This window comes from Kosakonia quasisacchari, assembly GCF_004331415.1.
Taxonomy (GTDB): domain Bacteria; phylum Pseudomonadota; class Gammaproteobacteria; order Enterobacterales; family Enterobacteriaceae; genus Kosakonia; species Kosakonia quasisacchari.
The window spans coordinates 1-20,371 of record NZ_SJOP01000020.1; the positions used below are offsets into that span (position 1 = coordinate 1).

General features: G+C 53.0%; 23 protein-coding genes. 9 read left to right on the top strand and 14 right to left on the bottom strand.

The annotated features are described in order from the left end of the window. On the bottom strand, positions 1-1,372 hold a 1,372-nt coding region (locus E0L21_RS19010), incomplete at its 3' end, for an MATE family efflux transporter (protein ID WP_131412226.1). Positions 1,373-1,687: 315 nt separating this feature from the next. On the opposite strand from E0L21_RS19010, the gene E0L21_RS19015 reads away from it, so the two are divergent. Then, positions 1,688-2,329, top strand: a complete 642-nt coding sequence (locus E0L21_RS19015; protein WP_017456589.1) for a riboflavin synthase — start codon at positions 1,688-1,690, stop codon at positions 2,327-2,329. A gap of 32 nt (positions 2,330-2,361) precedes the next feature. On the opposite strand, the gene cfa is transcribed toward E0L21_RS19015, so the two are convergent. Together cfa and punC are read right to left on the bottom strand one after the other, a co-directional pair. Next, on the bottom strand, positions 2,362-3,510 hold the full coding sequence (gene cfa / locus E0L21_RS19020) for a cyclopropane fatty acyl phospholipid synthase (protein WP_131412228.1): 1,149 nt from the start codon (positions 3,508-3,510) through the stop codon (positions 2,362-2,364). Between the two features lie 302 nt (positions 3,511-3,812). Then, positions 3,813-5,009: a purine nucleoside transporter PunC gene (gene punC / locus E0L21_RS19025; protein WP_131412230.1), complete on the bottom strand. Its 1,197-nt coding sequence runs from the start codon at positions 5,007-5,009 to the stop codon at positions 3,813-3,815. Between the two features lie 111 nt (positions 5,010-5,120). On the opposite strand from punC, the gene punR reads away from it, so the two are divergent. After that, the gene (gene punR / locus E0L21_RS19030) at positions 5,121-6,032 is read left to right on the top strand and encodes a DNA-binding transcriptional activator PunR (RefSeq protein ID WP_131412232.1); all 912 of its coding nucleotides are present in this window, start codon (positions 5,121-5,123) and stop codon (positions 6,030-6,032) included. A gap of 18 nt (positions 6,033-6,050) precedes the next feature. On the opposite strand, the gene purR is transcribed toward punR, so the two are convergent. Further along, complete coding sequence (purR, locus tag E0L21_RS19035) at positions 6,051-7,076, bottom strand: HTH-type transcriptional repressor PurR (RefSeq protein WP_131412234.1); 1,026 nt, start codon at positions 7,074-7,076, stop codon at positions 6,051-6,053. Between the two features lie 297 nt (positions 7,077-7,373). Between purR and cydH the strand changes: the two genes are divergently transcribed. Next, positions 7,374-7,463 (top strand): cytochrome bd-I oxidase subunit CydH, encoded by a 90-nt coding sequence (gene cydH / locus E0L21_RS19040; protein WP_090137008.1) that lies wholly within the window; start codon positions 7,374-7,376, stop codon positions 7,461-7,463. A gap of 168 nt (positions 7,464-7,631) precedes the next feature. Beyond that, positions 7,632-8,801 carry an MFS transporter gene (locus E0L21_RS19045; RefSeq protein WP_131412236.1) on the top strand — a complete coding sequence of 390 codons (1,170 nt, stop codon included), beginning with the start codon at positions 7,632-7,634 and terminating at the stop codon, positions 8,799-8,801. Positions 8,802-8,855: 54 nt separating this feature from the next. Here the strand turns inward: E0L21_RS19045 and sodB are convergent, their stop codons facing one another. Beyond that, the gene (gene sodB / locus E0L21_RS19050) at positions 8,856-9,437 is read right to left on the bottom strand and encodes a superoxide dismutase [Fe] (RefSeq protein ID WP_131412238.1); all 582 of its coding nucleotides are present in this window, start codon (positions 9,435-9,437) and stop codon (positions 8,856-8,858) included. A 124-nt stretch (positions 9,438-9,561) separates the two neighbouring features. After that, complete coding sequence (locus E0L21_RS19055) at positions 9,562-10,392, bottom strand: C40 family peptidase (protein ID WP_131412379.1); 831 nt, start codon at positions 10,390-10,392, stop codon at positions 9,562-9,564. A 339-nt stretch (positions 10,393-10,731) separates the two neighbouring features. Between E0L21_RS19055 and E0L21_RS19060 the strand changes: the two genes are divergently transcribed. Continuing rightward, positions 10,732-11,076 (top strand): Grx4 family monothiol glutaredoxin, encoded by a 345-nt coding sequence (locus E0L21_RS19060; protein ID WP_016496295.1) that lies wholly within the window; start codon positions 10,732-10,734, stop codon positions 11,074-11,076. Positions 11,077-11,114: 38 nt separating this feature from the next. Here the strand turns inward: E0L21_RS19060 and rnt are convergent, their stop codons facing one another. From rnt to E0L21_RS19080, 4 genes are all read right to left on the bottom strand, one after another. Beyond that, positions 11,115-11,768, bottom strand: a complete 654-nt coding sequence (rnt, locus tag E0L21_RS19065; protein WP_131412240.1) for a ribonuclease T — start codon at positions 11,766-11,768, stop codon at positions 11,115-11,117. Between the two features lie 92 nt (positions 11,769-11,860). Next, positions 11,861-12,268 (bottom strand): lactoylglutathione lyase, encoded by a 408-nt coding sequence (gene gloA, locus E0L21_RS19070; RefSeq protein WP_131412242.1) that lies wholly within the window; start codon positions 12,266-12,268, stop codon positions 11,861-11,863. 95 nt (positions 12,269-12,363) lie between these two features. After that, entirely contained in the window at positions 12,364-13,458 is a 1,095-nt protein-coding gene (gene nemA / locus E0L21_RS19075) for an alkene reductase (protein ID WP_131412244.1), read from the bottom strand. A 56-nt stretch (positions 13,459-13,514) separates the two neighbouring features. Then, entirely contained in the window at positions 13,515-14,111 is a 597-nt protein-coding gene (locus E0L21_RS19080) for a TetR/AcrR family transcriptional regulator (protein ID WP_131412246.1), read from the bottom strand. A gap of 120 nt (positions 14,112-14,231) precedes the next feature. Between E0L21_RS19080 and E0L21_RS19085 the strand changes: the two genes are divergently transcribed. The 3 genes from E0L21_RS19085 to sodC all read left to right on the top strand — a co-directional run bounded on the left by E0L21_RS19085 (position 14,232) and on the right by sodC (position 16,016). Then, a complete protein-coding gene (locus tag E0L21_RS19085) occupies positions 14,232-14,471 on the top strand; it encodes a DUF1289 domain-containing protein (RefSeq protein ID WP_065368634.1) in 240 nt (79 codons plus the stop codon). 49 nt (positions 14,472-14,520) lie between these two features. Beyond that, positions 14,521-15,417, top strand: coding sequence for an aldo/keto reductase (locus E0L21_RS19090; protein WP_131412248.1), 897 nt, complete (start codon positions 14,521-14,523; stop codon positions 15,415-15,417). 77 nt (positions 15,418-15,494) lie between these two features. Then, on the top strand, positions 15,495-16,016 hold the full coding sequence (gene sodC / locus E0L21_RS19095) for a superoxide dismutase [Cu-Zn] SodC (protein ID WP_131412250.1): 522 nt from the start codon (positions 15,495-15,497) through the stop codon (positions 16,014-16,016). Here sodC and E0L21_RS19100 read toward each other — a convergent pair. Genes E0L21_RS19100 through E0L21_RS19110 form a run of 3 tightly spaced genes read right to left on the bottom strand, consistent with a single transcriptional unit; the run spans position 16,009 to position 19,120 of the window. Further along, entirely contained in the window at positions 16,009-18,021 is a 2,013-nt protein-coding gene (locus E0L21_RS19100) for an FUSC family protein (RefSeq protein ID WP_131412251.1), read from the bottom strand. The two genes, sodC and E0L21_RS19100, sit on opposite strands and share 8 nt — an antisense overlap. Further along, the gene (locus E0L21_RS19105) at positions 18,021-18,881 is read right to left on the bottom strand and encodes an efflux RND transporter periplasmic adaptor subunit (RefSeq protein ID WP_131412253.1); all 861 of its coding nucleotides are present in this window, start codon (positions 18,879-18,881) and stop codon (positions 18,021-18,023) included. Before E0L21_RS19105 ends, E0L21_RS19100 begins: the two co-directional genes overlap by 1 nt. Before the next feature lie 2 nt (positions 18,882-18,883). Beyond that, positions 18,884-19,120, bottom strand: a complete 237-nt coding sequence (locus E0L21_RS19110; protein ID WP_131412255.1) for a DUF1656 domain-containing protein — start codon at positions 19,118-19,120, stop codon at positions 18,884-18,886. Between the two features lie 199 nt (positions 19,121-19,319). Between E0L21_RS19110 and slyA the strand changes: the two genes are divergently transcribed. Continuing rightward, a complete protein-coding gene (gene slyA / locus E0L21_RS19115) occupies positions 19,320-19,760 on the top strand; it encodes a transcriptional regulator SlyA (RefSeq protein ID WP_131412257.1) in 441 nt (146 codons plus the stop codon). Positions 19,761-19,856: 96 nt separating this feature from the next. Here the strand turns inward: slyA and slyB are convergent, their stop codons facing one another. Beyond that, positions 19,857-20,324, bottom strand: a complete 468-nt coding sequence (slyB, locus tag E0L21_RS19120; protein WP_131412259.1) for an outer membrane lipoprotein SlyB — start codon at positions 20,322-20,324, stop codon at positions 19,857-19,859. Positions 20,325-20,371 lie beyond the last annotated feature (47 nt).

Below are 20,371 nucleotides of genomic sequence, written 5' to 3' on the forward strand. Positions count from 1 at the left end.
AGCGTGCAGCACGCTGCAATATGGTCGCCGAAGGCTGGCGTTGCAGGAAACGCATCCGCAGCATCATCATTATCGCCGCCGAGGTCAGGCCAATAATAAAGCCCATCCAGAAGCCCGCTGGCCCCATTCTGTCGACCACGAGATCCGTTAACGCCAGCGTGTAACCTACTGGTAAACCCAGCACCCAATAGGCAATAAAAGTGATAAAAAAGATCGAGCGCGTATCTTTATAACCACGCAGGATGCCGCTGCCAATCACCTGAATGGAATCGGAAATTTGGTAAATCGCCGCCAGCAACATCAAGTGTGATGCCAGCGCCACTACCTCCGGATTCTCGTTGTAGAGCAGGGCAATATGTTCGCGCATTAATGCGGTAAAAATTGCCGTCAGCGCCGCCATGCAAACACCGACGATTAACCCTGTGCGCGCCGATGTTTTCGCCTCCAGCGTTGAGCCTTGCCCAAGGCGAAAACCGACGCGAATAGTGACTGCCGCCGCCAGCGACATCGGCAGAACAAACATTAGCGAACTGAAATTAAGCGCGATTTGATGTCCGGCGACATCGACAATACCCAGTGGCGAAACGAGCAGTGCCACCACGGCAAACAGTGTCACCTCGAAAAAAAGCGCCAGTGCAATGGGCAGCCCGAGCTGAGTTAGACGTTTTAACACCGCGAAATCAGGTTTGGCAAAACGTTGCATCTCTTGAATATCACGCATCGCGCGGGCGCGTTTGACGTACAGGCGCATGCAGATAAACATCACCCAATACACGGATGCCGTTGCCACACCGCAGCCCACACCGCCGAGTTCTGGCATACCGAAATGGCCGTAAATAAAGATGTAGTTCACCGGGATATTCACCAGCAGGCCGACAAACCCCATCAACATGCCCGGGATCGTGCGGGCGAGGCCTTCGCACTGATTACGCATCACCTGGAAAAAGAGATAGCCCGGCGCGCCCCACATTAACGCGCGCAAAAAACGCACGGCTTTATCTGCCAGTTGTGGGTCGATATTATGCATGGCGTAAATAATATGACCGGCATTCCACAGCACAATCATGATCAACACCGCGACTACGCCCGCCAGCCAGAATCCCTGGCCAACCTGATGGGCAATTCTGTCGCGACGTCCAGAACCATTTAACTGGGCAATCACTGGCGTCATCGCCAGCAGCAGGCCGTGACCAAACAGAATAGCGGGAAACCAGATGGACGTCCCGATTGCCACCGCCGCCATATCCGTGGCGCTGTAGCCGCCGGCCATGACCGTATCAACGAAACCCATGGCTGTCTGGGCGACCTGCGCGAAAATAACCGGCACGGCGAGCGCCAGTAATTGACCCGCTTCTCTCACATACTTCTGCACGTAGAACACCTTTATCTTGTTGTTATAAGAAAGAATGGAACGACTAATCAGGAAGGAGTTTTTCCTTGTGCTAAAAAGGATGCCGCACAGCGATGAGTGCGACATGTGTACAAATATTACCTGCTTAAGCCTGTTTTTGCCATGCCAGTCATAAAGCAAAGTTATCTTTTAGCACGCGGCGCTACGCTTACCTTCTCGCCAGAGCGGCGGGAAAAAGGGCGGCAGGGCGATTGAAACTGGCAAGGGTAAATTTCACCTGTTATTGTGCGTAAAGAACACGGTAATGGCCGTATGAATGGAACAGGAGTGGTAAGCATGTTTACGGGTATTGTACAAGGCACGGCGAAACTGGTGGCAATTGATGATAAACCCAATTTCCGCACTCACGTTGTTGAGCTGCCTGAGACGATGCTGGATGGTATTGAGACTGGCGCTTCCATTGCCAATAATGGTTGCTGCCTGACAGTGACGGCGATTAATGGCAGCCATATTAGTTTCGATCTGATGAAAGAGACGCTGCGTATCACCAACCTCGGCGATCTGAATGTGGGCGACACGGTAAACGTTGAGCGCGCAGCAAAATTCAGTGATGAAATTGGCGGTCATTTAATGTCAGGTCATATCATGACCACTGCCGAAATAGTTAAAATTCTCACCTCGGAAAATAACCGCCAGATCTGGTTCAAAGTGCAGGATCCAGCGCTGATGAAATATATTTTGTACAAAGGATTTATTGGCATTGACGGGATAAGTCTGACGGTAGGTGAAGTCACCAGTAGCCGGTTCTGTGTGCATTTGATCCCGGAAACGTTGCAGCGCACGACACTTGGCGCGAAAAAACTGGGGCATCGCGTGAATATCGAAATCGACCCGCAAACGCAGGCAGTTGTCGACACCGTGGAGCGCGTACTGGCCTCGAAAGAAGCGGCGATCGTCGCAGCAGCCAGCGAAGAGTAAAAATAAACCCCGGCATGCCGGGGTTTATTTTTTTAACGCGCTACGCGTAATCCGTGTTCAATACCCCGGCTAAAAACCACCTGCCAGAGCTGAATATCGCGCGCACGAAACGCCCCTGCACAGGCATTGAGATAATAGCTGAACATCCGTTTAAAGCGTTCCGAGTAGTTGTCGGCGATTTCCGGCCAACTATTAAGAAAACGCTCATGCCACGCCATCAACGTACGGTCATAATCCGCGCCGAAATTGTGCCAGTCTTCCATCACAAAATGTGATTCGCTGGCATCCGCAATCTGTCGCACAGAAGGCAGGCAGCCATTCGGGAAAATGTAGCGGTTGATCCACGGATCAACACTGTGATCGGTACGTTTTGAGCCGATGGTGTGCAGTAAAAAAATGCCATCGGGTTTCAGGTTACGATCGACGACGCGGAAGTAGGTCGCGTAGTTTTTTGGCCCGACATGTTCAAACATACCAACGGAGACAATGCGGTCAAATTGCTCGTCAAGGTCGCGATAATCCTGCAAGCGAATATCGACATCCAGCCCTTCGCAACGTTTCTGCGCCAGTTTTTGCTGCTCTGCAGAAATTGTCACACCCACCACGCTGACGCCGTAATTTTGCGCCATAAACTGCGCCAGTCCACCCCATCCACAGCCAATATCCAGCACGCGCATACCGGGTTTCAATTGCAGCTTGTCACCAATAAGCCGCAATTTTGCCCGTTGTGCGTCATCCAGCGTTTCAGCGTCTTTCCAGTAGGCGCAAGAGTATTGCATCTGCGGATCCAGCATGCGGGTAAACAGATCATTACCGAGATCGTAATGTTCTTTGCCCACAATCCAGGCCCTTTTTTTACTTTGCAGATTAAATAATCTTGCTCCGGCAATGCGGAGTGTGTCTTTGAGATGGTGTGGAAGTTGGTTTTCCAGCCCGGCGCGCAGGACTTTGGTAAAGAATATGTCCAGGCGGGCGCAATCCCACCAGCCGTCCATATAACTTTCGCCGAGTCCGAGCGAACCTTCTTGTAAAACACGTTTGAAAAAATCAGGGTTTTTCACCTGAATATCTGACGCTGCGGGACCGTTGATGCGGATACCTGCGCGACCCAGCAGTTCGTTTGCTATACGGAACCAATTGTCATCCCGTACGCTAACTTCTTCTATACACGATGAACTCATAACTTCTCCATCACTCGCAGTGATCAGAACCTTCAAACAGCGTAGACGCTTTTTCGGGCTTGTGAGAAATCTCACGGTTTTCACCGTGAGGCTGATATCCGACGTAGAACAGAGGAAGGGAGAGAACCCTTGCCGAAAGGCCTTCCATGGGTAAACGGGTACAATCCGGTACCCGTTAATGCATAATATTTATCGTATTTATGAAACAGCCGAAAATGAGTATAGGCTTCAATATCGGGTGATTCAATAAAAAGCAGGTAGCAAGCTAATCACTGTGTTATTGATAGTCGCTTGCGCAATTATCAATGCGATGAGGGAGCCACAACCTTTTTATCCGCCAGTTCATCCTGAGTACGGCGCTGTAGCCGATAGCCCAACGCGGCCAGTAACACCATTGACACCATAACACTGGTGGTGGTGAGCAGTGGCGTTGCGATTAGCCATGAGACGACCAGACTTGCCAGGAAACATAAACCCAGCTGTAGCGTATTCTGCAATGCGGCCGCGCGGCCGGTTGCCTGCGGGAAAGGGCGCAGAGCCTGCGCGACCACGATAGGGTAAATCGCGCCGTTCGCCATTGCCATAAAGCAGAAGGGGATGAGCAGCGCGGTCAGCGAAACATCCGGCATAAAACCGACGGCCCAGGTGGCGAGGACACTTAACGCGAAAGCTCCCAGCAGCCACGGTAGCAAACGAGAACCCTGCCATTTCTGCAACGCGGCACGGCAACCGTAACCGCCCACCAAAAAGGCGATGGTTTGCGGTACATAACTGAGGCCAATAACCGATGGGCCATAACCCATTTCATGCAGAATAAACGGCGAGCCGGTCAGCCAGGCGAAGAAGCTGGCAGAGCAGGCGGCATAGATAATTACGTTTCCGCGGTAGTCCCGAGCGCACAGCAGGTCCATAAATGTCAGCGGTTGTTCGTGGTGTTCAATTTTCTTCGCCGGTGATTTCAGTCGCCATGCCGGGATCATCAGAATTAACGTAATCGCCAGTAAGGTGGCGAAAATGGCCTGCCAGTTGAAATGCGCAAGGATCCAGGCGCCCAGCAACGGTGCCAGCGCTGGCGTCAAACCCACGAGCGGCATAATGGTGGCGAAGATGCGATTGACGCGATGCGCAGGGTAGTTATCCGTCACCAGCGCCTGCCAGCTTACCGTGGCGGCGCAGACCCCCACGGCTTGCACAAAACGCAGCACCAGTAACAAGGTTGCATCGCGTACCCATAATGTTCCAAGACAGCCCAGCGCAAAAATCGCCAGCCCGGCCAGTAAAACCGGCTTGCGACCATAGCGATCTGATAGCGGCCCCCATACCAATTGCGCAATGGCAAAGCCCGCCAGAAACAGGCTTAAAGTTGCGCTAACCACCGCAGACGATGTGTGTAAATCTTGCTGTATCGCGCTGAAGGCGGGGAGGTACATATCAGTGGCTAAAAAGCCGAGCACGCTTAATCCCGCGAGCCAGACTAAAAATCCGTTGCCAGGTTGCATTAGGGTTTCTCTTTATTGCAGGTAATCAGGGCTGTCGAGTGTAAGGAGTGCATTAGCGCTTGTGAAACGCTAATATTTGCGTAGTGGTTTCAAAATTTTTGCAGGCAGATTATGTGGTCAGAATATTCGCTGGAAGTGGTTGATGCTGTAGCGCGTAATGGCAGTTTTAGCGGTGCGGCGCAGGAGTTACATCGTGTACCTTCTGCGGTGAGCTATACCGTGCGGCAGCTTGAAGAGTGGCTTGCTGTTCCGCTGTTTGAGCGCCGTCATCGGGATGTAGAACTCACGCCTGCCGGGGTCTGGTTTTTGAAAGAAGGGCGAGCTGTTATCAAAAAAATGCAGGTCACTCGTCAGCAGTGCCAGCAAATCGCCAATGGTTGGCGCGGGCAACTGGCGATTGCCGTCGACAACATTGTAAAACCTGAACGCACCCGGCAATTGATCGTCGATTTCTATCGCCATTTCAGTGATGTTGAGTTGCAGGTCTATCAGGAAGTCTTTAACGGAGTCTGGGATGCGCTTGCTGATGGGCGGGTTGAACTGGCGATTGGTGCAACGCAAGCAATCCCCGTCGGTGGACGTTATGCGTTTCGTGATATGGGAATGCTGAGCTGGAAATGTGTGGTTTCCAGCCGCCATCCGTTGGCGTCGATGGCGGGCCCGCTTAGCGACGACACCTTGCGCAACTGGCCTTCACTTATCCAGGAAGATACGTCCCGTTCGTTGCCGAAACGTATTACCTGGCTGCTGGATAATCAGAAACGCGTGATTGTCCCTGATTGGGCATCATCAGAGGCTTGCTTATCTGCAGGGTTATGCGTGGGAATGGTACCGGCACACTTTGCCCGCCCGCGCCTCGACAGTGGCGACTGGGTTGCGCTGACCCTGGAAAATCCCTTCCCGGATGCGGCGTGCTGTCTGACGTGGCAACAAAATGAGGCTTCCCCAGCGTTAAACTGGCTGCTGGAATATCTGGGGGATAGTGAAACGCTGAATGACGAGTGGTTACGGGAGCCGAATTAACGGCTCCGTCAGAAGCGGTTAGCGGCGGTAGTCGCGGAACGGGCCATCGGCCACGGAGCGGCGCTCAACCAGGCGCGGGTGCACTTCAATAGACTGTGACTCTTCGCGCTTGTTGACGATGCGATCAAGCAGCATGGTAAACGCCGTTTCCCCCAGCGAATCTTTCGGCTGGTGAATCGTGGTCAAGGCCGGGGTAAAAAAGCGTGAGTTGCGAACATTGTCATAACCGATCAGGGAAATATCCTGCGGTACGCGTAAACCCATTTCATCGGCAGCGCAAAGCGCGCCCATCGCCATAATGTCGCCGCCGCAAAAGACTGCGGTAGGGCGATGCGTTTGACCAAGGATTTGCTGCATTGCGCGATAGCCGGATTCCGGCTCGAAATCACCCTGTACTATCCAGTTTTCCGGCACAGTAATAAGGGCTTCTTCCATCGCTTTCATAAAGCCTGCCAGGCGGCCAGCACCCGTGTTACGCTCCAGAGGCCCGGGGATCACGCCAATATCGCGATGTCCACGATCGATAAGATAACGCCCGGCCATGTACCCGCCTTCAAAGGCGTTATCAATAACGGAATCAGTAAAGTCGGCCTTCGATTCGCCCCAGTCCATCACCACCATGGGAATATGGCGGTACTCTTCCAGCATGCTCAATAGTGATTCCGGGTATTCGGAACACATCACCAGTAAACCATCGACGCGCTTTTGCGCCATCATCGACAGATAAGCGCCCTGTTTTTCCAGGCTATTCCAGGCATTGCCGAGGATTAAGGTGTAACCCTTCTGGAAGCACTTTTTCTCTATGGCTTCGATAATTTCGGCAAAATAGGCCGCTTCGCTGCTGGTTGCCAGCAAGCCGATCGATTTTGTGTGATTGACTTTCAGGCTGCGAGCGACGGCGCTGGGGGAATAGTGCAACTCTTTAATTGCCGCCCACACGGCGTTGCGTGTCTCTTCGGCGACGAAACGGGTTTTGTTGATTACATGTGATACGGTTGTAGTTGAAACGTTTGCTCGTTTCGCTACGTCTTTAATCGTTGCCATCAGATATCACTCCAGACCATATCATAAGCTCCTGATAATACTTTAGGTAAACGTTTGCCTTTAATCACCCTATACCCATCAAAGGGGGTGCGGTACGCCGGGAAAACGACACGGGACGTCAGGAGGGGAGTCAATGGCCGGTACGCTAATAAATTTAGCGTCGAATTTTGTCTGATCTTGAGCAAAAGGGGAAGTATTAAAACGTTTCTCCTGCGAATTCCCGCAAGATTTTTAAGATAATTTGTGCAAAAATGCGTTATCTCACTTTTTGTGGGGAAATTAAAAAGGGGAAAATTGATGAGCACCGATCTGAAGTATTCTTTAGTTACTACCGTCATCGTTCTGAGCCTGATTGTTTTCGGCGGCCTGACTGCTGCACTGCATTGATCTATCGCGAGGGAGAGCCTTCTCCCTCGTTTTTCTTCCCCCCGCTATTGTTATCACTTCTGCAATAATCTTTTGTCATTCTGCTAACTTCTGTTTTTTGTGATTGCTGTCATACTTTTGACTTCAGCGACAGGGTCGCAAGTCGGCATGTCTTTTTTGGAGTGACAGATGAAAATTAATTTCCCTTTGCTTGCCCTGGCGATTGGCGCCTTCGGCATTGGTACCACCGAGTTTTCCCCGATGGGATTACTGCCGGTTATTGCCCGCGGTGTTGACGTCTCTATTCCGGCGGCGGGGATGCTGATTAGCGCTTATGCTATCGGTGTGATGGTCGGTGCGCCGTTGATGACGCTGCTGCTGTCGCACCGTGGCAGACGCAACGCGCTGATCTTTTTGATGGCGATTTTTACGCTCGGTAACGTGCTATCGGCGATTGCACCGGATTACACCACATTAATGCTGGCGCGTATCGTCACCAGCCTGAACCATGGTGCTTTCTTTGGTCTTGGCTCGGTGGTGGCAGCAAGCGTTGTCGCGAAAGAGAAGCAGGCTAGCGCGGTGGCGACCATGTTCATGGGACTGACCATTGCTAACATTGGCGGTGTACCTGCCGCAACATGGCTGGGTGAAACCATTGGCTGGCGCATGTCGTTTATGGCCACCGCCGGGCTGGGTGTGATTGCCATGGCGAGCCTGTTCTTTTCGCTGCCGAAAGGTGGGGCAGGTGAGCGCCCGGATGTACGTAAAGAGCTTTCGGTGCTGGTACGCCCACAAGTGTTGTCTGCGCTGCTGACGACTGTGCTCGGCGCAGGCGCCATGTTCACGCTGTATACCTATATTGCGCCGGTGCTGCACACCATTACCGATGCCACTTCCATTTTTGTGACGGCGATGCTGGTGTTGATTGGCGTTGGCTTCTCCATTGGTAACTATCTCGGCGGTAAACTGGCGGATCGCTCGGTCACCGGCACGCTGAAAGGCTTTTTAATCCTGCTGATTGCCATCATGCTGGCGATCCCGTTCCTGGCGCGCAGCGAAGTGGGCGCGGCCATCAGCATGGTGGTGTGGGGCGCGGCGACGTTTGCGGTGGTTCCGCCGTTGCAGATGCGCGTAATGCGAGTTGCACACGAAGCACCTGGGCTTTCATCATCGGTCAATATCGGTGCCTTTAACCTCGGTAACGCGCTGGGCGCGGCAGCCGGTGGGGCAGTGATTTCCGGTGGGCTGGGTTATGATTTCGTCCCGGTTATGGGGGCGATTATTGCCGGGCTGGGCCTGCTGGTGGTGCTGTTCTCTGGCCGCTCACAGCCAGAACGTGCTTATGCTGCAGCAGAATAAATAGCAGAAATGCAAAAAAGGAGGGGCTTGCCCCTCCTTTGCTTTATGCCACGTTTATGCAGCGAAATTTTTGGCAACGAATGACCAGTTTACCAGCGCCCAGAAATGTTCGAGGTAGTTCGGACGCGCATTACGGTAATCGATGTAGTACGCATGTTCCCACACATCGACGGTTAACAGCGGGGTTGCATCGCTAGTCAGCGGGGTGCCCGCATTAGACGTTGAAACGATGGCCAATGCGCCATCCGCTTTTTTCACCAGCCACGTCCAGCCCGCACCGAAGTTTTTCACTGCGGCATCGGTGAATTGCGCTTTGAATTCGGCAAAGCTGCCGAAGGATTTGGCGATAGCCGCCGCCAGCTCGCCAGTTGGTTCGCCACCGGCATTCGGCGCCAGGCAGTTCCAGTAGAAAGTATGATTCCAGACTTGGGCGGCGTTATTGAATACGCCGCCTTCGCTGCTTTTTACGATCTCTTCCAGCGTTTTGCCTTCGAAAGTGCTGCCTTTGATCAAATTGTTGAGATTGGTGACATACGTTTGATGATGTTTGCCATAGTGGTATTCCAGCGTTTCGGCTGAGATATGCGGCGCCAGGGCGTCTTTTGCATACGGTAATGCAGGTAATTCAAACGACATTGCTATTCTCCTTTCATTATTTTAATGACACCCAATAGCCCTATTGGGTGTGCGGGTTAGGGTAGCAAATCGAAAGGTCAGACAAAAGAGGGAGTTACCTGCCGCAGGTGCGGCAGGTGAGGGATTAGCGAATGGTTTTCGGCGTCACGACGCGACGCGCGCCAACATAATGACGTTGCCAGTAATCTTCACTCAGCGACGTAACCTGGATATCCTGGCCGCTACGCGGAGACTGAATGAATTTACCATTGCCAACATACACGCCTACGTGATCGGCTGTACCACGGCCCTGGGTGCGGAAAAACACCAGATCGCCGCTCTCGAGCTCCGCCACATTCACCGGCGAAGCATCGCGCAGGTGATACATTTCATTGGCGGTACGCGGAATACGGAACTTCACCAGATCCTTATACGCGTAATAGACCAGGCCACTGCAATCGAAACCGGTGGTCGGCGAGGTGCCGCCCCAGTGATAAGGCTTGCCAATCTGATTCATCAGCTTGGACATAGCAGTTTTTTGTGCTTTTTGAATACGAACTTTATGCACATCGGCGATGGCGTTAGTGCTTTTGACTTTCACACAGTGCGGTTTGTGGCCTTTGCGCGGCGTACATTTTTCAGTCCAGGTGACGGCGGTGGTTTTCAACGGGCTGGATGCATTACGACGCGAGGTGATTTTGCTGGCTTTTTTGCTGGTGGAAACTTTTTTGTTTGCCGGAGTTTTTTTGCTCTCCGTTGTTTTTTTGCTGGTAGTTTTTTCTGCCGGACTGCGACTGTTTTTCTTTGATGTCTTTTGTGATGTATTTTTTTTCTTACGTTCGGATGCTTTCGCCAGATGCGCTTTTTGCACGGCCGACGCTCGTGCCTGTTCAGAGGCATTCGCCAATGGCGTGAAAGAAAGCGTGGTGAACAACAAAGCACAGAGCGTGATTGAAGCTTTTGGTATCCGCGCCACTGAGCAATCCCCTGTTAGGGCAAGCATTTAATATGCCTGCGAATGGTTTTTTAAAACTCGTCGATTTTAATCCATAAAAAGCCCAAAAGTTAATACTGTTTTTGCATCTATAGCTGGGTTTCGTTAACAAGCGCAAAAAAAAGCAGCAAAACGTTTCTATGTGCTCAAGAGTTAGGCAGCAAGCGGGACGGCGAGTTGAGTTAAGTCATATTCCTAAGGCAACTTTTACTGACAGACGATAAAATCATGAACGGTGAACAAAATGTTATTTTCCGATGCCCCTCTGAACCGTTACAATGGCGAACATCTGCCGTAGAAGAAGTTGAAGGAAGCAAGACAATGAGCACAACACTTGAAAAAATCCAGCGCCAGATCGCTGAAAACCCGATTCTGCTGTATATGAAAGGCTCTCCGAAGCTACCAAGCTGCGGTTTCTCCGCCCAGGCGGTGCAAGCGCTTTCTGCATGCGGTGAACGTTTTGCCTATGTAGACATTCTGCAAAACCCGGATATTCGTGCAGAACTGCCGAAATACGCTAACTGGCCAACCTTCCCGCAGCTGTGGGTTGAAGGTGAACTGGTCGGCGGCTGCGATATCGTCATCGAAATGTATCAGCGCGGTGAACTGCAGACGCTTATCAAAGAAGCGGCGGCAAAGCATAAAGACGAGCCGAGCGCAGAATAATTTCTGCTAATAAAAAAGCGACCTGACGGTCGCTTTTTTTATGCCTGATTTTCATCCGCTATGGGCAGCGGCCAGCCGCCGAGACGCTTCCAGCGGTTGACGATTTCACAAAATAGCAGGGCGGTTTGCTCGGTATCATACAGCGCGGAGTGCGCCTGAGAGGCATCAAACGCAATACCAGCGGTGGCACACGCTTTCGACAGCACTGTCTGCCCGAGCGCCAGCCCGCTTAAGGACGCAGTATCGAAAGTCACAAACGGGTGGAACGGGTTGCGTTTTAGCGAAGCGCGTTCCGCAGCGGCCATCATAAAACTGTGATCGAAAGTTGCGTTATGCGCCACCATGATTGCGCGATTACAGCCCTGATCTTTAATGCCTTTACGCACCATTTTAAAAATGGCATGCAGCGCGTCATGTTCACTCACCGCGCCACGCAGCGGGTTGTTCGGATCAATGCCGTTAAAGGCCAGCGCTTCGGGTTGCAGATTCGCGCCTTCGAAAGGCTCAACGTGGAAATGCAGCGTGCTGTCGGGCATAAGCCAGCCTTGCTCATCCATTTTCAGCGTAATGGCGGCGACTTCCAGCAGCGCGTCGGTTTTCGCGTTAAACCCGGCGGTTTCAACATCAATTACCACAGGGTAAAAACCGCGAAAACGGTCGCACAGACCAGTCAGTTGAGCGTTATCGGACATCAGGATCTCTTGATACGGGAAAATGGCAGCGCATTATGGCAAATTTTACGAAGGGATGTAAAACAGCGGGCGCAAACCGCGCCCGGTGGGGATCAGTTACCCAGGCCGTTACCGGCGTCTTTCTCTTCGATTAGCTCGATTTTGTAACCGTCCGGATCTTCAACAAAGGCGATAACCGTGGTTCCACCTTTTACCGGACCCGCTTCACGCGTGACATTACCACCGTTGTTGCGGATAGCTTCGCAAGCTTGTGCCGCGTTTTCCACGCTCAGCGCGATATGACCATAAGCATTGCCCAGATCGTAGCTTTCCACGCCCCAGTTGTAGGTCAGTTCAATCACCGCTTCTTCGCTTTCCGGGCCGTAGCCAACGAAAGCCAGCGAATATTTATATTCCGGGTTTTCACTGGTACGCAGCAGCTTCATGCCCAGCACGTTAGTATAAAATTCGATGGAGCGTTGTAGGTTGCCGACGCGCAGCATGGTGTGAAGTAAGCGCATAATATCCTCTTGTATGAATGTGTTAACGTTCCGAATAGAAACACAGTTTTAGTATAGCGGCGCAGGCCCGCCGCTATCAATCAACAATCAGAGGATCACAGAGAAGGATAGTCGGTGTAACCTTCCGCGCCGCCGCCATAGAAGCTTTCTGGGCGCTGTGGGTTCAGTTCCGCTTTCAGTTGCAGACGTTTCACCAGATCCGGGTTGGCGATATAGGCGCGGCCAAAGGCTACCGCATCAATCAAACCTTTCTCGATCAACTCTTCTGCTTTTTCCGGAGTATAGGCACCAGCGCCAATGATCGGGCCGTGGAAACGTGCGCGTACTTTTTCACGGAAAGCGTCGGTGTACGGTTCGCCACCTGCCCAGTCCGGCTCTGACATATGCAGGTAAGCAATGCCACGCTTGCCCAGTTCTTCAATCAGATACAACGCATCGGCTTCCTCGTTCGGGCCGTTATCCATGTTCTGGAAAGAGCCGATAGGGGACACGCGAATACCAATGCGCTCTGCATCCCACTCTTTGCTCACCGCGTCGACCACTTCCAGTACCAGGCGCGCGCGATTTTCCACGCTGCCGCCGTACTGATCGGTACGCTGGTTGGCGGACGGTGAAAGGAACTGGTGCAACAGATAGCCATGAGCCGAGTGCAGCTCAACCAGGTCAAACCCGGCATCGCGCGCATTGGCTACAGCCTGGCGGAAGTCATTAACAATACCCGGGATTTCGTCGATTTCCAGCGCGCGCGGCGTGGATGTGTCTTCACGCGTGGCGTTGCCGTTGGCATCACGCAGAGAGGTGCGAGTGCCTGCGTTGATGGCCGACGGTGCGACCGGCGCTGCTCCGCCCGGTTGCAGACTGCTGTGTGAGATACGACCGGTGTGCCACAGTTGTACGGCAATACGGCCGTTTTCGCGATGAACCGCATCGGTGATTTTCTGCCATGCCGCGATTTGCTCCGCGCTGTGCAGACCCGGTGCGCCGGCATAGCCTTTCGCCTGGGCGGAGATTTGCGTGGCTTCGCTGATAATCAGGCCCGAGCTGGCGCGTTGACGATAATATTCCGCCATCAACGGCGTGGGAATATCACCCGGTTCGATGCTGCGCAGTCGCGTCAACGGCGCCATAAAAACGCGGTTTGGAACGGTAACTGCGCCCACTTTCAGCGGCGTAAATAATTTACTGGACATAACAACTCCTGAATAGACCGGTCGACTAGTAAAAAGTGAAATAAAAATGCCTGCTATCAGACAGGCTTTGCGATGATGTTCTTTGCGTGTGCCAGCGCGCTTTCCAGCGGCAGGGCACTTCGCGAAATTTTGGCCTGCAAATTGGCGCCTAACCACAAGGAATACAATACTTGCGCCTGCGTTAGTGGTTCGCCCTGAAACGTTAAGCTTCGATCGTTACGCCCGCTTTCCAGCGCATCCGCGAGCAGGGCGATAACGCCGCGCGCGCCTTTGTCCATTGCTGAACGCATATCTTCCGACAGATCGCACACTTCAGCCGACAGTTTCACTGTCAGGCAGCCGCTAATAATTCCCTGTTGGCTAAACTGCCGGAGCGTCTCCTGATAATACGCCAGCAGCCTGTCGCGGTAATTTCCCGGTCCGCTGGCAAAATGGGTCGCCAGTCGCTGGTGATAACCTGCGTAGTGACGCTCAAGTAACGCCACGCCGAATGCCTCTTTGGAGCGAAAATAGTGGTAAAAAGATCCTTTTGGCACTTCCGCCGTTTTCAGCAATTCGCTCAGGCCCATACCGGTAAACCCGCGATGCATGCAAAGCTGCTCGCCGGTCGCCAGTAAATGTTCGCGCGTGTCGTGTTCGGTATTTCTGCTCATCGCGCCACTCTACTAGACCGATCGGTCTGGTGCAAGTGGCAAACAATGCGCTTTTCACCTTGCACGTTGCCGACAGGCAGTCTTCAATAAAAGGAACTGCCTGTTTTAACGGAGACAACTGTGCCAGAACAACTGGAGTTTTTCCCCGTCCAGAGCCCGTGCCGCGGTATTTGCCAGTCGGATGAGCGTGGCTTTTGTCGTGGCTGCATGCGTAGCCGCGATGAACGTTTTAACTGGCAAAAAATGACCGATACACAAAAGCAGGAGGTGCTGCGCTTGTGCCGCCAGCGCTTGCAGCGCAAAATGCGCGCAAACAAAGCGTCTTCTGCGGAAGAACCTCAGCAACCTTCACTGTTTTAATAGCGAAAATGCGTATACTCGAAGGCAAATTACCTTCGAGGAAATCATTATGGTTCAACGTATTGCCCTCGCGCCGCAAGGCCCGGAATTCTCCCGTTTTGTGATGGGCTACTGGCGTTTAATGGACTGGAACATGTCCCCGCAACAGCTGGTTAGCTTTATCGAATCTCATCTTGATCTTGGTGTTACCACGGTTGATCACGCGGATATCTATGGCGGTTATCAGTGTGAAGCCGCATTTGGCGAGGCGCTGAAACTCGCTCCACATCTGCGTGCCCGCATGGAGATTGTCAGCAAATGCGGGATTGCCACCACCGCAAAACCGGAACATGCGCTGGGTCATTACATTACTGAGTGCGACCACATCATTCGCAGTGCCGAGCAGTCGCTGGTGAATCTTGCCACCGATCATCTTGATTTATTACTGATCCACCGTCCCGATCCGTTGATGGACGCCGATGAGGTGGCGGAAGCTTTTCTGCATTTGCATCAGAGCGGAAAAGTACACCATTTTGGCGTTTCTAACTTCACACCGGCTCAGTTCTCACTGTTGCAGTCACGCCTGCCGTTTACGCTGGCGACCAACCAGGTCGAGATCTCGCCAGTACACCAGCCCCTACTGCTGGATGGCACGCTGGATCAACTGCAACAGTTGCGTATTCGCCCGATGGCATGGTCATGTCTCGGCGGCGGGCGTCTGTTTAACGATGCGGCGTTCCAGCCGCTGCGTGATGAACTGGCACGCGTTGCGCTGGAATTGAATGCTGAAACCATCGAACAGGTGGTCTATGCCTGGGTGATGCGTCTGCCGTCTGCGCCACTGCCGATTATTGGCTCGGGTAAAATTGAGCGCGTACGTTCAGCGCTGGGAGCATTGAACCTACAGATGACGCGCCAGCAGTGGTTCCGTATTCGCAAAGCGGCACTTGGTTACGACGTTCCATAATGCAGGCAAATGACCTCCCGGTGAAGTCTGCCATCCTGGTTTAAACTTACAGGGCAAAACAGACCAAAGGAGGTCATATGAAGCGTTTTAGTCTGGCTGTGCTGGCGCTCGTTGTTTGCGCCGGGGCGCAAGCCGCCAGTGAAGAAGTGGAAATGAACCTGGTCACTGCGCAAGGCGTTGGGCAGTCTGTTGGTAGTGTAAAAATCAGCGAAACCGATAAAGGGCTGGAATTTGCGCCAGACCTGAAAGCCCTGCCGCCCGGCGAGCATGGTTTTCACGTCCATGCCAAAGGCAGTTGCCAGCCTGCTATTAAAGAGGGGAAAGCCTCTGCGGCTGAAGCGGCAGGAGGGCATCTCGATCCGCAACACACCGGCAAGCATGAAGGGCCAGAGGGCGCAGGACATTTAGGCGACCTGCCAGTGCTGGTCGTCAACAACGACGGAAAAGCGACCGACCCGGTGGTGGCGCCGCGTCTGAAAAAACTCTCGGACGTGAAAGGTAAAGCGCTGATGGTGCACGTCGGCGGCGATAATATGTCCGATCAACCGAAACCGCTCGGCGGTGGCGGTGCACGTTACGCTTGTGGCGTGATCAAGTAAGCGTCCCGGCGGCCGGGGCTTGCTCCAGTTGCGAGAGCGCGCAATATAAGCGCCAGACAACCGAAGCCAGTTCTCTCGCGGCAGGCTGGTGATGTTTACCCAGCACCGCGCTAATCCGCTGTAGCTCTGCCAGCGTGGCAGAAAGCGTTCGTTGCTGGACGCCACGCTCACTCATCACATCCCGCAATAAAACAATGCATAACTCGCGGACTTTGGCGAGAGGATCCGAACGGATTTCCCAACTGCGTAGCTGCCAGACAACATGTGAGCAATTCAACAACACAACGCCCCAGCGCAGCAGCCAGCGCCGAGCTTGTGCGTCCTGGCTATGACTTAACTGGCTAATGTGATGGTAGACGACTGACTCAAACTCATGCTCACTCAGTTGCGGCAGGCGGCTGAGTTGATCAACAAAACTGCGGCGCAGCGTGCGAATATGGCGCCGGCTTTTGCGGGCATCCGAACCGGGGCGTAACACGGCGAAAGCAAGCCACGCCAGCGCAACGCCTAAGATCTTCGCCAGATTGTCATTTAAGAAATCAGCAAAGTCATAAACCGGTGGATTGGTCACTGCGATAAATGAGCCCATAAAAACAATCAATTGCCCCCACAACCCGGCCAGTTTTGGCATTTGCAGTTTCAACAATTGTAGGGTGGTTAACAGCGGGAACAAAAACAGCAGAAACACCGCCAGCTCGCTGATTTGCACCATCAGGCCGAATTTCACTATAAAGCTGAACAGCGACAGCAATATCAAGGTGCGCAGCAGTAGCGTCAGGGAGTTAAACGGCGCGGGCGAGACGGAGTAGAGCACACAGCTGATAGCCGCCAGCGTCAGCGCCGCCGAACCCGATTCCCACTGCGTATTGATGCTCCATGCGCCGACCAGACTCAGTGCGCAAAAAGTGCGAATGCCGCTCCACAGCGCTTCGGCATTATCCGTATAACGCATCAACCCCGGGCTTCTCGGCGGCGTATAGCTGCTGACCGGCGAAGCATTCTCCACGCGTGCCAGCCAGCGGCTACTGGTGAGGTATAAACAGCAAAAGTAGCGTAACCGCTGCCAGAATGCGTGGTGCCGATAATCGCCGCTTATTCCGGGCGCGAGCGGGGCAATAATACGCGCGACGGTAAGCGCATCCGTGCGCGGGTGAGCAAGCGCGGCAAGCAATTGTTCGAGAACCGGGCGCACATTTTCCGGGGCGTCGGGCCAGTTCAGTAGCATTCTGCGCAGGCTTGAGATCACACTGGTCATGCGCAACTGCTGGTGCAGTAACCAGGTAAGCAAACTGTTTTGCCGCCGGAAACGGTAATGGCTCCAGAACGCCTGAATTCGCAGTAAATTGGTCGTGAGGATCTGGCCGATAACGCTCTCATGTGCGGTACGGATTGCGTCTGTGGTTTCTGGTTGCCACAGGAGGCTTGCATGTTCCAGCAACCGCGCATGCATTCTTTTCAATGCCGACAGCAGGGTTGTACCGTCCGCGTTGCCGGGCAGGATGATCATCATCATGCCGCCGCACAAAATTCCCAGAATCACTTCGCATACGCGTGCCTGAGCAATGTCCCACAGCTCGGTAATATCGGTCACATCGACCATTGCGAAAGCGATAATCGCAGCGGTATAACCTGCCAGTTGAAAGGCATAAGCGACATTATTGGTGAACTGCGCGCAAGCCCAGGTACAAAAGCCAATCCAGGCAGCCATAGCAAACAGAAACAGCCACGGATCGTTGAGTGTCTGCCCGGCAATGATCAGCGCCGCGCTGGCCCCAAGCAGGCTCCCGGCAATACGGCCGAGGCTTTTACTGATCACGCCGCCGACAGTGGGGAAGCTGACGACGGCGGCGGATGTCATGGCCCAGTATGGTTCATCGAGATTGAGATAATAAGCCACTGTGAGTGCCAGACACATAGCGACGCCGTTGCGCAGCGCATAGCGCCACTGCCCGGTAGAGGCTTTCACCCATGGCAGATTTTGCCAGAGCCAGACAGGCAATTTCATTACTGACCGCCAATCGCCACGGTGCAAGTGGTACCGGAAATCAGCGTCAGCCCGGCGGGCAGATTATCAAACTGAATACGTACCGGCACACGCTGCGCCAGCCGTACCCACGGCACGTTCGGTTTGATATCGGCAACCAAACCGCTGTCAGTTTCGATACTTTGATCATAGATAGCGCGACCAATACTTGAGACGTGACCCTGTAACGTAATGTCTCCACTATAAAGCACAATCTTCGCTGTTGCCCCTTCATGGATATGACGCAATTTGGTCTCTTCGAAGTAACCCATCACATAAAAAGAATGGCTGTCTACCAGCGCGAAAACTGGTTGCCCGGCGGTGGCGTAATTCCCGGTGCGGGTGGAAAGGTTCGTGATCCAGCCGTCCACCGGTGCCCTAACCTGAGTTTGTGCCAATTGCCATTGTGCCTGTGCAAGTTGCGCCTGCGCCGCCGCAACACTTGCCTGAGCGGCTTTAACACTAATATTGGCAGTATCGAGATCTTCTGCGGAGATGTAGTTTTGTGAAAGATGGCGACGGCGAGTGGCTTCGTTATTCGCTTTCGCCAGATCGGTTTGCGTACGAGCCAGTTGGGCCTCGGCGTTTAGTTCAGCAATGTGGTAAGGCGTATCGTCGAGACGAAATAGCAGATCACCTGCCTTAACAAACTGGTTATCTTTTACCGTCAATTTGGTAATGCTGCCTGAGACTTGCGGCGTAATACTGACTTGCTCAGCGCGGATTTTACCGTCACGCGTCCAGGGGGATTGCATATAAAAGTTCCACATCCACCAGGCCGCGACAATCGCCACTGCCAGCACCAATAGAGTGGAGAAATATTTCAGGGATTTCAGGCGCATAATTACCACACCATTAGCAAGCCGAGGGCGAGGCTCAGCGCAATAACAAACAAGGAGAGATCCATCAGGATGGGGTGCCAGATAGCACCCGCATAAATCCACCCGCGCAACAGGCGGTGAGCGATAAGCCAGAACAGAAAGCCCAGCATGACCACTTTAAATACGGGAGGGAAATAGACCGATGCGCCAAAAATCAGGTCTTGCAGGGGTAAGTTCGGGAAACTTGAGTTCAACTTCACACTTTGTGTCCTGTGCAACCTAACGGATCGCCAGATTGGTGATTATCATTAGATAAGTGCCAATCACTGCGTGTTGCTAAGGCAGGTGGAATCTCAACGTAAGCCCCGGCGAGAACCGCAATACATTTGTTTTACCAATATAAATACTGCAAACTATTCTAAAATGAGTATAATAACTTAGCAAGCTAATTATAAGGAGATGAAATTGGAATCGCCATTAGGTTCTGATCTGGCACGCTTAGTGCGCGTCTGGCGCGCTTTGATTGACCATCGCCTAAAACCTCTGGAATTAACGCAGACTCACTGGGTAACGCTGCATAATATTCATCAGCTGCCGCCCGAACAGTCGCAAATTCAACTGGCAAAAGCGATTGGCATTGAGCAGCCTTCGCTGGTGCGTACGCTGGATCAACTGGAAGAGAAAGGCCTTATTTCTCGCCAGACCTGCGCCAACGATCGCCGGGCAAAGCGGATCAAATTGACAGAAAAAGCGGACCCAATCATTGAAGAGATGGAGACGGTTATTCGTAAAACTCGGGGGGAAATACTTTCCGGGATCTCTGCGGAAGAACTCGATCTGTTGATTAAAATGATTGGCCGGCTGGAACAAAACATCAATGAGCTTCAGTCGCGAGATTGACCAGCAAAGCCTTGCATTCGCAAGGCTTTTTTACATCAACATTCAGTATCGGCAATAAGAAAGGGCGGCCACTGGCGTGACCACCCGATGCGGGAATTAACGCGGGGAAACGGTAATCTGACGACCGTTGCTTGCCATCACGACGCGCTGGCCTGCGGAGAAACGGGTGTTGCCCTGTTTCTGTACGACCATAATGGTGTTGCCATCATCTTTACGAATTTCCAGCTCAACGCCTTGCGTTTTATTCAGTGAACCCTGGACGGATTGCCCTGCAACGCCACCGGCTACTGCGCCTGCTGCGGTGGCCAGAGAACGGCCCGTACCGCCACCAACGGTATTGCCAAGGAAACCACCCAGCACTGCACCGCCAAGCGCGCCGATGACATTGTTATCGTCGCCGCCCTGAATCTGTACCGGACGGACGTTAACAATGGTGCCGTAAGTGACATTCTGCACCTGTTTAGCTTCGGATGCAGAGTAAACATCACCGGAAAGCGTGTCGTTATTCACGCAGCCAGCCAAAGAAAAACCAATCAGCGAAACTGCCAGTGCACGTAACATCATTTATGAATCTCCTGTTCACCATGAAACGCCCTTGTGGGCATCCAACA